Annotated in this window: 13 protein-coding genes; 11 read left to right on the top strand and 2 right to left on the bottom strand. The window is 43.7% G+C overall.

Annotated elements, in window-relative coordinates; all coding sequences use genetic code 11:
* Positions 1–36 precede the first annotated feature (36 nt).
* Positions 37–1,107, bottom strand: a complete 1,071-nt coding sequence (locus L6421_RS07090) for a 3-deoxy-7-phosphoheptulonate synthase (protein WP_237260865.1) — start codon at positions 1,105–1,107, stop codon at positions 37–39.
* Positions 1,108–1,500: 393 nt separating this feature from the next.
* Between L6421_RS07090 and L6421_RS07085 the strand changes: the two genes are divergently transcribed.
* Positions 1,501–1,794, top strand: coding sequence for a DUF3579 domain-containing protein (locus L6421_RS07085; protein ID WP_237260863.1), 294 nt, complete (start codon positions 1,501–1,503; stop codon positions 1,792–1,794).
* A 209-nt stretch (positions 1,795–2,003) separates the two neighbouring features.
* Here L6421_RS07085 and L6421_RS07080 read toward each other — a convergent pair whose 3' ends face one another.
* Complete coding sequence (locus L6421_RS07080) at positions 2,004–2,789, bottom strand: prepilin peptidase (RefSeq protein ID WP_237260862.1); 786 nt, start codon at positions 2,787–2,789, stop codon at positions 2,004–2,006.
* 331 nt (positions 2,790–3,120) lie between these two features.
* Here L6421_RS07080 and L6421_RS07075 point away from each other — a divergent pair, with 331 nt between their 5' ends.
* The 10 genes from L6421_RS07075 to tolB all read left to right on the top strand — a co-directional run bounded on the left by L6421_RS07075 (position 3,121) and on the right by tolB (position 12,995).
* Positions 3,121–3,798, top strand: coding sequence for a DUF502 domain-containing protein (locus L6421_RS07075; RefSeq protein ID WP_237260861.1), 678 nt, complete (start codon positions 3,121–3,123; stop codon positions 3,796–3,798).
* A gap of 157 nt (positions 3,799–3,955) precedes the next feature.
* Positions 3,956–5,737 (top strand): aspartate--tRNA ligase, encoded by a 1,782-nt coding sequence (gene aspS, locus L6421_RS07070; protein ID WP_237260860.1) that lies wholly within the window; start codon positions 3,956–3,958, stop codon positions 5,735–5,737.
* A gap of 32 nt (positions 5,738–5,769) precedes the next feature.
* Positions 5,770–6,879, top strand: a complete 1,110-nt coding sequence (gene nadA / locus L6421_RS07065; RefSeq protein WP_237260859.1) for a quinolinate synthase NadA — start codon at positions 5,770–5,772, stop codon at positions 6,877–6,879.
* A gap of 83 nt (positions 6,880–6,962) precedes the next feature.
* Positions 6,963–7,481: a crossover junction endodeoxyribonuclease RuvC gene (ruvC, locus tag L6421_RS07060; protein WP_237260858.1), complete on the top strand. Its 519-nt coding sequence runs from the start codon at positions 6,963–6,965 to the stop codon at positions 7,479–7,481.
* 13 nt (positions 7,482–7,494) lie between these two features.
* On the top strand, positions 7,495–8,127 hold the full coding sequence (gene ruvA, locus L6421_RS07055) for a Holliday junction branch migration protein RuvA (protein ID WP_237260856.1): 633 nt from the start codon (positions 7,495–7,497) through the stop codon (positions 8,125–8,127).
* Positions 8,128–9,129, top strand: coding sequence for a Holliday junction branch migration DNA helicase RuvB (gene ruvB, locus L6421_RS07050; protein WP_237260853.1), 1,002 nt, complete (start codon positions 8,128–8,130; stop codon positions 9,127–9,129).
* Positions 9,130–9,253: 124 nt separating this feature from the next.
* Complete coding sequence (gene tolQ, locus L6421_RS07045) at positions 9,254–9,928, top strand: protein TolQ (protein WP_237260852.1); 675 nt, start codon at positions 9,254–9,256, stop codon at positions 9,926–9,928.
* A 45-nt stretch (positions 9,929–9,973) separates the two neighbouring features.
* Positions 9,974–10,429: an ExbD/TolR family protein gene (locus L6421_RS07040; protein WP_237260850.1), complete on the top strand. Its 456-nt coding sequence runs from the start codon at positions 9,974–9,976 to the stop codon at positions 10,427–10,429.
* Positions 10,429–11,460, top strand: coding sequence for a cell envelope integrity protein TolA (gene tolA / locus L6421_RS07035; protein WP_237260848.1), 1,032 nt, complete (start codon positions 10,429–10,431; stop codon positions 11,458–11,460). Before L6421_RS07040 ends, tolA begins: the two co-directional genes overlap by 1 nt.
* 173 nt (positions 11,461–11,633) lie before the next feature.
* A complete protein-coding gene (tolB, locus tag L6421_RS07030; protein WP_237260846.1) occupies positions 11,634–12,995 on the top strand; it encodes a Tol-Pal system beta propeller repeat protein TolB in 1,362 nt (453 codons plus the stop codon).
* Positions 12,996–13,003 lie beyond the last annotated feature (8 nt).

Raw genomic sequence — 13,003 nt, 5'->3', positions numbered from 1 at the left:
TAAAGCAAGGAGATAACTTAATTTGATTTCAATAGGTTATTTACTATTAAGCGCTCTTCTTGCCGCAACACCTTTTGATAAGGTTTCTAGAACGGTCAAACTATCATCCCAGTCTAGACAAGCATCGGTGATGCTTTGACCATAGTTAAGCGGTTTGCCTGGTTCAACATCTTGACGGCCACCGACTAGGTGGCTTTCAACCATCGCACCCATAATGTAAGGTGAGCCGTTAGCAAGTTGTTCAGCAATGGATTCCGCCACGACCAGTTGTCTTTCGTGTTGCTTGCTGCTGTTTGCATGGCTACAGTCAATCATCAGCTTATCTTCCACTTTAGCAGCTTGTAGCTGGTTGACGGCATCCGCTACGAATTCCGCTTCATAGTTAGGGCCTTCGTTTCCGCCACGAAGAATCACGTGACAGTCTTCATTACCGCTGGTTTCAAAGATGGCTGAGTGGCCGTCTTTGGTCATGGACATGAAGATGTGTGGGTTGTTTGCAGCACGGATAGCGTCAACGGCGATTTTAAATCCTCCATCGGTTCCATTCTTGAAACCAACCGGGCAAGAAAGGCCTGATGCAAGTTCACGATGCCCCTGACTTTCTGTTGTTCGTGCGCCGATAGCCCCCCAAGAGATCAGGTCGGCTACATATTGAGGTGAGATTAGATCTAAGAATTCTGTTGCTGCAGGAACCCCCATGTCATTGACGTCACGTAGTAACTCACGCGCTAAACCTAACCCTTTATTGATTTCAAAAGATTCGTTCAAACCTGGATCATTGATTAACCCTTTCCAGCCAACCGTTGTTCTTGGTTTTTCAAAATAGACACGCATGACAATAAGAAGGGTGTCTTTATAGTGTGCGATTTGCTCTTTCAATTTTTTTGCGTATTCACGAGCCGCTCCAGTATCGTGGATAGAGCAAGGTCCAATCACCACTAAAAGTCGATCATCACGACCTGCAAGGATGTTGTGAATCTGTTGACGTGTATCGTATACCGTTTGAGCGGCCATTTCGGTAAGAGGGAATTCATCATGCAATTCACGAGGTGGGCGAACTTCTGTGATGTTCTTGATGCGTAAATCATCTGTTTGATACTGCGTCATTTTAAAACCTTAATCATCAATTGGGTTGTGTGCTTAATACTGCGTTTTGCGTCGTGCTTTATAGTGTTTAAAAGCTCGGCCGGATTTCATTGTAAGCGTCTATTTTGCAGGATTTTTTATGCTAAATTTTGTGCTTACCAAAACTCGTTTTATTGGACGAAATATTATGCCATCTTATGAAGGAGTTTGCTTAATGAATTCATCTAATTGGCTGGGAAAATGCAGGAAATTATAGTGATTTGCTTGATTTGTTTTAAAGTAAGCGGTGCTGGCGGTGTTTTGAATGAAAACATGATTCTAAAAATTACGAAAAAACTGCATTTATGATGGGCAATGTAACAATTTATTGTGTTAGAATTTAAAGGTTTGAAATTCTGGATATGGGCTAGAAAAGTGCAGCACTGTAAATATGTTATCGAAGGCGTCACAGAAGATGGGCGCAAATTTAGACCAAGTGATTGGATTGACCGTATTTCATCTATGGGCGCAAGCTATGAGATGCAGCGTTTGGTTTATTCGGATCTGCTCCATCCTGAACTGTACGAAGGGCAGAAATGTTTGATTATTGATACGACTTTGGAGCAGAAGAATCCAGGAATGTTCCAGTATGTTATGAATTTTGTCAAAAGCAATAAGTTGAAGATGACCCAGGTGTGTGAATTGGTAGAGTCTAAGTTAGGTGCGTAATCGCATAATGACTAACTTAAGGACTAACGAATCAGGTTTTCATAATCGGTTTGGAATGTAGTTTTCGCTGTTTTCTCGAGTTTAAAAAAACTGTTGTTGTGCCGTGTTTAGCGGATGTTTTTTTGATGATTAAAATTTAGCCCTAAATAAAAAAGCGCCTTAGGCGCTTTTTTTATGTCTGAAATTTTTGCTTTATTTTTTTGGTGTGCTTAGAAAATATTGGGTCCAAAAAACAAAGTTGCCCAGCCTGCAATGGCAAGAAAAGGCCCAAATGCCATAAGGGTATTTCGATCACGGGTTTTGAGCATGATTCCAATAAGGCTGATCAAAATGCTGGTTACAGCGGCAATCAGAATGATTTGTGGGAGCGCGATAAAGCCAAACCAAGCTCCTAAAGCCGCGAGTAATTTAAAGTCTCCGTATCCCATGCCTTCTTTTCCGGTGAGCAGTTTGAAGCTGTGAAAGACTACCCATAGTAAAAGGTATCCAATGGCCGCACCCCAGATGGCGTCAATAGGGGTGGCAAATAAAGTTTGTGTATTGAGGAGTAAGCCAAGCCAGAGCAGGGGTAGGCTCAGGTTGTCTAAGATTAATTGATGTTCGTAGTCAATCACAAAAATGGCGATTAAAATCCAGCTGAATAAGGTGGCGGCTATGCCTTCGGTTGTTAAGCCGAATTGCCACATGCAGGTAATGGTGATTATGGCGGTTAATGCTTCAATCAGAGGGTAACGTGCTGAGATTTTGGTTTTACAATTGTGGCATCTACCTTTGGTTGCAAGCCAGCTGAAAAGGGGGATGAGGCGATACCAGGGAAGGGTGGCATCACATTGTGGGCATTTGGAGCCTCCTAGGCTAATCTCTTTTAGCTGTTCCTCTTCTTCTAACATCATGATTCGAGGAAGTCGCCAGGTTAACATGGATAAGAAACTGCCGATTACAAGCCCAAGAATGCCGCTGAAAATGAGAAGTTGAGAGGTGCTGAGTGTTGTCATGGTTTAGCCTGTTGTTATTTTGTTGCTTATTGTTGTTTATAAATGTGTTGGATGAGGGGGTGTTCTTTAGGGTTATCTGTTTTGTAACTGTATCAAAAACTGACTCTGTAACCTAGATTATTGGGGTTAAATTGTCTTAATGAGGGTAGTGGTTTTTTTGTTAGTTACTATGTAGCTGCTAGTTGTTGGCTTAACTCTAAAAAATATGGTTAAAACCATCGCTTCTGTCTAAATCTAGTGTTAATTGTTATACGAATTCCTTTATAATAACTCGTTTATTTATTTTTAATCTGCTTTCGGTTTACAGGAAAGTCCAACAAGGTTGAACTCCGTGTCTTTTTTTAAGCGTTATTTGATAGCTGGCTTGTTAATCTGGTTGCCTTTGGGTGTGACTATTGCCGTCATCAAATTTTTGGTTGATTTATTCGACCAGTCTTTGTTGTTGATCCCTTATGCTTATAGACCAGAAACCCTGCTGGGTGTGAATATCCCAGGTATTGGTGTGGTTCTGTCTTTCTTGTTGATTTTATTCACCGGTTTTGTGGTTGCTAACTTCTTAGGTAGTAAGATTGTAGAGATATGGGAGTCTTTTTTATCTCGTATCCCTTTGGTTCGTTCCATTTACAATGCGGTCAAACAAATTGCAGAAGCGGTATTTGGTTCCGGCGACCAAATGTTTGAAAAGGCCTATTTGATTGAATATCCTCGAAAAGGTCTGTGGACTTTGGCGTTTCAAACAGGGACGCATCAGGGTGAAGCTCAGCAGAAAACTCAAATGGGTGATACGGTTAATTTGTTTGTACCGACAACACCCAATCCAACTTCGGGGTTTTTTATCATGGCCTCAAGACATGAAATTATTGAGTTGGAAATGAGTGTAGATGACGCTTTGAAGATGGTCATCTCTGGTGGTGTGGTTGTCCCAGGCATGAAGAATGGTTTTGCTAAAAACCAGACAAAGAAAATTGAGAATTCCTCTGAAGAGACTCCAGCGATTGATCCAAAATAACCCGTTTTATTGAGGTTGTTGAGATTGTCATGCTTGGATTTTGTTTAGAAATATAGTTTATTTTTAGTGGTTGCTTTACAACACTTGTTCTAAGTGTTTAGGTGACCAAAGCGATTTAAAACAGCGAGAGCTGTGAAATTAAAAGGGTTTAAAGAGTATGCGTACGCAGTATTGTGGGCAAGTTACAGAATCATTTATTGACCAAACAGTAACCGTTGCAGGTTGGGTGCATCGTCGCCGTGACCACGGTGGGGTTATCTTTATCGATTTACGTGACCGTGAAGGTTTGGTGCAAGTGGTGGTTAACCCTGATACAGCGGAAGTATTTGCTAAAGCGGAGCGTTTGCGTTCTGAGTGTGTATTGCAGATTACCGGTAAAGTCATTCCACGTACAGAGGGTACAATCAACCCTAATATGACAACGGGTAAAATTGAAATCGTTGCCAGCGAGCTGAATGTCTTGAGTATGGCTGAGCCTATTCCATTTCAGTTGGATGATAAGAATGTGGGTGAAGAGACTCGTCTAAAATATCGTTATATCGATTTACGTCGTGATGAGATGCAACAGACCTTGATGTTGCGTTATAAGGTGACTCGTTCAATGCGTCGTTATTTAGATGACAATAACTTCATGGATATTGAAACACCAATCCTAACCAAGTCAACACCAGAAGGTGCGCGTGACTACTTGGTGCCAAGTCGAACTCACCAGAACAAATTCTTCGCTTTGCCGCAGTCTCCACAGCTATTCAAGCAGTTGTTGATGATGTCAGGTTTTGACCGTTACTATCAAATCACACGTTGTTTCCGTGATGAGGATTTACGTGCCGACCGTCAGCCTGAATTCACCCAGTTGGATATCGAAACTTCATTTATGGAAGAAGATGCGGTAATGAATTTGATGGAAGGGCTAACCAAAACCATCTTCAAAGAAACGATTGGTCATGAGTTTGAAGGCGACTTCCCTCGTATGCCTTATTCCGAAGCGATTCAAAAGTACGGTATTGACCGTCCTGACTTGCGTATTGATATGCAGTTAGTCGATATCGCTGATTTGTTGCAAGATATCGAATTCAAAGTCTTTGCCGCACCCGCTAAAGACCCGAAAGGTCGTGTTGTAGCCCTTAAGGTTCCTGGCGCAGGTTCTATGAGCCGCAAAGAGATTGACGAATACACCAAGTTTGTGGGTATCTACGGTGCAAAAGGTTTGGCTTATATCAAGGTGAATGATTTATCTGCGGGTATTGATGGTTTGCAGTCGCCGATTGTTAAATTCTTCCCAGACCAGGTTATGGATATCATGCAACGTGTCGGTGCGCAAGATGGTGATATCGTATTCTTTGGTGCGGATAACGCTAAAGTCGTTAACGATGCGTTAGGGGCTTTGCGTGTTAAGATTGGTGAAGATTTAGGGATGCTTAACGGCAAGTTCAAACCGGTATGGGTGGTTGACTTCCCGATGTTTGAAGCGGATGAAGAAACGGCTCGAATGACGGCGATTCACCATCCATTCACGCAACCAAAAGCGACCACGGAAGAGATTCTAAACCACGATGAACCTGAACAGATGTTGTCTAAAGCGTATGACTTGGTTATCAACGGGTTGGAAGTCGGTGGTGGTTCGGTACGTATTCACGATACCAATATGCAAGCAGCCGTCTTTAAATTATTAGGCATTTCAGATGAAGAGGCGCAAGATAAGTTTGGCTTCCTATTGAACGCATTGAAGTACGGTTGTCCTCCGCATGCGGGTATGGCATTTGGTTTGGATCGTTTGGTGATGATTCTTGGGGATATCGATTCCATTCGTGATGTAATCGCTTTCCCTAAAACCCAGTCTGCGGCCTGTCTATTAACTGAAGCACCAGGCCTGGTCGATAACGCACAGCTTGCTGAGTTGGCTCTACGTTTTAGAAAGCCAGCACGTGGTGAAGCTTAAACCTTTTAAGTCTGAGTGAAGAGAGTTTAGCCATGGCGCAATCAATAAGCGATACACAGCAACAAAAAGCCCAGGAAAAGGCGTTGAACATTCCTGTGCAGCTGGAGTCGCGTATTCAGAAGTTGGCGGCTGATGCGCCAACTCAACCTTGGTTGAATGAGCAGCAAAAGACGGCTTTGAAAGCTGAAATCAAGCAGTTGTTAAAGGATAATAATGCGCAATTGGTTGCCCATTATTATGTGGATGATGAGTTGCAGGCTTTGGCGGAGGAAACCGGCGGTGTGGTTGCCGACTCTCTGGAGATGGCGAATTTCGGAGCACAGTCCACAGCAGACATGTTGGTGGTTTGTGGGGTGCGTTTTATGGGTGAAACCGCCAAAATGCTTAGCCCGGAAAAAACCGTACTCATGCCTGATTTGGATGCCACCTGTTCATTGGATGTTGGCTGCCCGGCAGATGAATTTGCGGCGTTTTGCGCTCAATACCCTGACTACACCGTGGTGGTTTATGCTAACACCAGTGCTGAAGTCAAGGCCATTGCGGATTGGGTGGTAACCTCTGGTAATGCATTGCAGATCGTCAATCATTTAAAAGAGCAGGGTAAAAAGATCATTTGGGCACCTGACCGTCATTTAGGTGACTGGATTGAGAAACAGACGGGTATCGAGATGATCCGTTGGCAAGGGCATTGTATTGTTCATGACGAATTCAAAACCTTTGAACTCGAAGCGTTAAAACAGAAACACCCCAAAGCAAAAGTTTTGGTACATCCCGAATCCCCCTCTGAAGTGGTGGATTTGGCGGATGTTGTCGGTTCAACCAAAGTGTTGCTGAATGCGGTTGAATCGATGCCGGATGAAGAGTTTATCGTCGCAACCGATTACGGTATTTTTTATAAAATGCAGCAAACGGCACCACACAAAAAGCTCTATATTGCGCCGACCGGTAGCAAAGTACAGTCTTGTAATAGTTGTGCACACTGTCCATGGATGGCGATGAACGGTTTAGAGAATCTTCGCGATTGCATTAAAAACCGTACTGGTGAAATCCATATTGCAGAACCCATTCGCCAAAAGGCCTTGGTTTCGTTACAAAGAATGCTCGATTTTTCTCGAAAAGCAGGTTTGGTAAAATCCAAGTGATTTTGGTTAAATGTTAAGCGGGTGTTTATGCCCGCTTTTTTATGGCCTAATTTAAATCAACCAGGCCTGGTCAGAGGTGTTTTTTGGCAAAGTTAAAACGTATTTTAGGTATTGACCCTGGGTCTCGCAAAACCGGTTTTGGAGTTGTGGAATCGGGGCGCTATTCTGCCAAGTATTTAGTGAGTGGAGTCATTCGAGTCGAGAAATTCTCCGGTGCGCAACGCCTGAAAAACATCTTTGAATCCATTTGCCAGATTATCGACCAATATCAACCCGATGTGATGGCGGTTGAAAAAGTCTTTGTCTATAAGAACCCTAAATCAGCGATTACCTTGGGGCAGGCACGAGGCGTCATCTTATGCGCCGCGGCGATTAAGAATGTAGAGATTATGGAATACACGCCGACCCAAATCAAAAGCACCATTGTGGGTAAAGGGCATGCCAATAAAGACCAGGTGCAATATATGGTTCAAAACTTACTGAAATTGACCGACAAACCTCAAGAAGATGCGGCAGACGCTCTAGCCTGTGCCTTATGTCACGACCGTTATATGTCTTTGGGGATTGATGCCGAATTGATTTCCAAAGGTACCAAGTTCTAGGAGAAGATGAAAAGTGATTGGCTTTTTAAGAGGTAATTTAGTTCAAAAAATGCCGCCAATGTTATTGCTGGATGTCAATGGTGTCGGTTATGAGATAGAGGCTCCGATGTCGACGTTTTATCAGCTGGAGTCGGTGGATGACTCTGTCACGATTCTCACGCATATGCATGTCCGTGAAGATGCCATGCTGTTGTTCGGCTTTGCCACTGAATCGGAACGAGTTCTGTTTAAAACCTTGATTAAGGTCAATGGTGTAGGCGCTAAGATGGCATTGGGTATTTTGTCGGCCATGTCGGTCAATGAGTTTTGTAGTTATGTGGATACCGGGGATATTTCGGCATTGACACGTATTCCTGGTGTGGGTAAAAAAACCGCTGAACGGCTACAGATCGAAATGCGTGATCGCCTCAAGCCGATTGTAGAATCTGGGCTATTGAATTATCAACCGATTAGTGACTCATCATCCAAGCAAACATCGATTCCAACAACCGGTTTTGCGAGCTCAATACAACAGTCAGCTTGTGAGGCATTGATTGCTTTAGGATACAAAAATAACCAGGCAGAAAAAATGGTTGCAGGGGTCTTTGAAGAGGGGTTAACATTGGAAGCCATTATTAAACGGGCCTTACAAGGGGTGAAACTTTAGATGATTGAAACAGACCGTATTATCGGCAGTCAAGAGACTGAGGATGACATCTATAGTATCCCTACGGTACGCCCGCAGCAGATAGACGAATACATTGGCCAGACCGCTGTAAGAGAGCAGCTTCAACTCTCTATGGATGCGGCCAAAATGCGCAATGAAGCTTTGGATCATGTGCTGCTTTATGGGCCACCAGGCCTGGGTAAAACCACTTTGTCCAATATCATTGCACAAGAGATGGGGGTGACTTTACGTCAGACATCAGGGCCGGTGATTGAAAAGCCCGGTGATTTGGCTGCGATTTTGACACGTTTAGAGCCGCATGACGTTCTGTTTGTGGATGAGATTCATCGCTTAAGTCCGATTGTAGAAGAGGTCTTATACCCGGCAATGGAAGATTTCCAGATCGATATCGTTATCGGTGAAGGGCCTGCTGCACAAAGTGTCAAGATTGATATTCCGCCTTTTACCTTGGTTGGTGCAACGACAAGAGCAGGCCTGCTGACTTCACCTTTGCGTGACCGTTTCGGTTTGGTTCAGCGTTTGGAGTTTTATAGCGATGATGAGCTGACACAGATTGTGACACGTTCAGCTTCTATCTTGGGGATGCACTCAGAAGCAGAAGGGGCTCGGGAAATCGCGCGCCGCTCTAGAGGGACACCACGTATCGCAAACCGTCTATTGCGTAGAGTGCGCGATTACGCTCAAGTGAAAGGTAATGGTGTGATAACCCAGTCGATTGCCGATTTGGCGTTGAATTTATTAGAGGTCGATTCGTTGGGGCTAGACAAAATGGATAGACGTTTTTTGGAAACCTTGATCCATAAGTTTGAAGGCGGCCCTGTCGGGATTGATAGTATGGCTACCGCTTTAGGTGAAGAACGTGGAACGATTGAAGATGTGATCGAACCTTTTTTGGTTCAGCAGGGGTTCTTGGTTAGAACCTCAAGAGGTCGTATGGCCACTTCACATGCTTATCGCCATCTAAATTTCGAAGAATCGTAATGGCTTATTTTAAATGTAAATTAATTACATTAGGTTAAAATTGGTCAAGAAATACGTTAGAATGATGTGCACGATATAAACTGATTTTTAAAATTAATTCTCCAGATATTGGAAAGAGATACTCATGAACGATAGTGATTTAATTGAAATTATATTAACGGCCAGTCCTGTAGTGCAAACGGTAATGGTGTTGCTGGCCATCATGTCATTAGCGGCTTGGTCGGTGGCTTTTGCAAAGTCTTATCAAGTCCGTAAAGCGTTACGTGAAGCCAAACAGTTTGAAAAAATATTTTGGGAAACTCAAGAATTATCGAGCCTTTATCATCAAGTAGAATCTAACCGCCATGATGCGGCGGGTTTGGCGCTTATCTTTGCGGATGGTTTTAAAGAGTTTGCCCGTTTAAAGCAACAGGGTGTGCAAGAGGCGGCGGATTTGGTTTCTGGTGCCCAAAGAACGATGAAAATTGCCTTTTCAAGACAGTCGGATGCATTGGAAAACCACCTGTCTTTATTGGCTACGGTCGGTTCATCGGCGCCTTATATCGGTTTGTTCGGAACCGTATGGGGCGTTATGCACGCTTTCCAATCATTGGGCGACGTCCAGCATGCCACTTTAGCCGCGGTTGCGCCGGGTATTTCAGAAGCGTTGATTGCGACCGCTATCGGGCTGTTTGCCGCTATTCCAGCGGTAATTGCCTATAACCGTTTAACGAATAAAGTCGACCGTCTGCTCAACGAATATGAGAACTTCTCTGAAGGGTTTTTAACAATTCTACACCGCCAAGCGCATAGTGTTTGAAAGAGCGTATAACGAGTTGATTTTAAGTGGTATCTAGGAAAGACAATGCAGAATGGTTTTCGTAGTAGTAGAAGCAAAAAACGCCTAATGGCTGAAATCAATGTCGTGCCATACATTGATGTCACTTTAGTGTTGCTGATTATCTTTATGGTCACGGCTCCCATCGTGCAGCAAGCGGTAACCGTCAGCCTGCCGCAAACACCTGAAGTGACTAAGCCATCAACGCCGGTAACCGAGGAAAACAAACCTTTTGTCATTACGGTCACCAACGATGGTTTGTATAAGACCTCCGAGCAGCCTGAGATGACCTTAAGCGGCCAGGATTTAGAGACTTTAGTTGCCGAAGTTATGGCGCGTTCACAATTAAATCAACAACCCATTTATATTCAAGGTGACCGAGCCGCACCCTACGGTAAAGTTGTGCATATATTTGTTTTGTTGAAGGCAAATGGTGTTGAGAACGTCTCATTAATGACAGAACCTGAGTTGGTGAAGCCCTAATGTTAAAATTTATTTCTAAACATCCTGTTTCGGTCTTTTTGGCGTTCATGCTGCACATCGCGATTGTGGGTGCATTCAGTATTAACTGGAATTCAAAGGAAGTGATTAAAGTCTCTTCGCAGGGTGAGCAAGACAACCAGCCTCCGCAACATGTAAAACAAATCGCCCAGCTAGAACCTATGAAAACCTTTACGGTGGATGCGAGCCAGGTTCAAGCTCAGCTAAGTAAGCTTAAGGAACAGCAAGAAGCCAAACGTTATGAACAGAAAATGCTGGCGGCTAAGACAGACCAAGAGCGTGAGCGTTTGAAGGAACTGCAAAAGAAACAAGAAATCGAAAGAGCCAAAGCGGATAAGGCCAAACAGCAGGCTGAAGAGCAGAAGCGCAAAGCTGAAGCCGAGCGTAAGAAGACGGAAGAAGCGAAACGTTTAGCTTTGGTTGAAAAGAAAAAAGCGGATGAAGAGCGTAAAAAAGCCGAACAAGCTAAAAAAGCGGCTCTAGATGCGGAAAAGCAAAGTAAAGCCGCTAAAGAGAAGGCCGCTCTGGCAGAAAAACAGCGTTTGGAAGAAGAGAAGAAAAAGAAAGTCTTAGAGAAAGAGTTGGCGAAAAAAGCGGAAGAGAAGAAAGCGTTGGAGAAAGCGGCCATTGAGGCGCAACGCCAAAAAGAACAGCAGGAAGCGGCGGCTGCGTTACAGCGTCAATTGGATGAAGAAGCGGCTGAGTTGAGAGCGGCACAAAAACGTAAGCAAATGCTCTCATTAAGAGAATCTTACATTTCATCGATTACCGCTAAAGTCAAAGACAACTGGAGAACGCCGGCTCGAATCTCTCCTGATGCTCAGTGTGATTTAAAGATTACGCAGTCACCTGGTGGGAATATTACCAGTGTTAAGGTGCTGAACTGTAATAAAGAAGCCACCAAGCAGTTTAAAGAAGCGGCGGAAAAAGCGGTTTACCGTGCTGAACCTCTCCCAGCTCCACCGGTTAAAGAGTTGTTTGAACGTGAAATTACCTTTGAGTTTAAACCATAGCCGCATTGTTTGATGCTGTATTTAAACGTTGTTCGAGTATCATGAAACTATACAAACAAACTAACAGGCCTGGTTTTATAATTTTACCAGGCCTGGTTAGTTTTCTAGGCGTTCTGTCAATTAAACGATAGAAAGTGTTCTAAATAATTAAATCAAAATGAATGGTGATTCCTTTGCATTTACAGTCAAAACTAAATCTTAAAATTCAATCCATTGTATTGAGTGTGTTATTGGTTTTTTCATTACCCGCTTGGTCAGAGTTAACAATCGAAATCAATGAAGGTTACGAAAATGCATTGCCGATAGCGGTTGTGCCATTTGGTTTTGAAGATGCCGCCACTATGGCCAATCAGCCGAATTTGTCTAAGCCGGTTTCATCACAAGGTGCACCTGTTGATATTGCTTCTGTGGTTGCGGCCGATTTACGAAGAAGTGGGCGCTTTAGCCCTATTTCAAGAGATTCATTGCCTGCTTTGCCAACGGATATCGATGCCATCAACTTTGATGATTGGAAAGCGCTTGATTTAGATAACATGCTTATCGGTAAAGTGGTCTCTCAAGGTAATGACCTTTATCAAATTGATATGCGGTTTATGGATGTTTTGCGTAAAAACCAGGTGATTGGAAAACGTTGGAGTGGTATCCACAAAGACAGTTTAAGACAAATCGCCCATCAAATCAGTGATTTGATTTACGAAGAGTTAACCGGGGTAAGGGGGGCTTTCAACACCCAAATCGCTTATGTGACACTACGTAAGGTAGGTGGTAAAAGACTTTATACCCTTGAAATCGCCGATGCGGATGGCTTTAATCCCCAACCGATTTTAAAGTCCAAGATGCCGATCATGTCTCCAAGTTGGTCCCCGGATGGGAGTAAGTTGGCCTATGTGTCATTTGAAAGTGGGCGTTCTAATATCATTGTGCAAAGTTTAGATGGTAAGTACCGAAAAGTGATTGCCAGCTATAAAGGGATTAATGGCGCTCCAGCGTGGTCTCCGGATGGCACGCAGATGGCGCTAACGCTTTCAAAGGATGGTAGTGCCGATATCTATATTATGAATTTGGCGACGCAAAAGTTACGCCGTTTAACACGTAACTGGTCAATTGAAACTGAAGCGACGTGGGCGGCAAACGGCAATTCGATTTTCTTCAATTCTGATCGTCGTGGTCAACCTCAAGTCTTTCAGGTGTTCTTGGATACCGGCGAGATTCGCCGTGTCACCTATGAGGGTAAATACAACGCTAACCCTGAAATCTCTCCCGATGGCCGTTATCTAGCCGTGGTAAACGGTAATGGTGGATTTCATATTGCAATACAGGATTTATATACCAATGAATTTTCAGTGTTGACCAACACTTATTTAGACGAGTCTCCAACCTTTTCACCTAATGGCGAGATGATTCTGTATGCGATGAATAAAAATGGTAGAGGTGAGTTGGCGGTGGTTGCAATCGATGGTAAGACCTCACAGACACTCAAAGTGAAAGATGGTGAAGTACGTGAGCCTGCTTGGGGTCCGTATTTGGTGAAATGATTTCGCTG

It is taken from the genome of Thiomicrorhabdus immobilis (assembly GCF_021654855.1).
In the GTDB taxonomy this organism is placed as follows: Bacteria; Pseudomonadota; Gammaproteobacteria; order Thiomicrospirales; family Thiomicrospiraceae; genus Thiomicrorhabdus; species Thiomicrorhabdus immobilis.
This window is presented reverse-complemented; position numbering and strand designations above follow the sequence as displayed.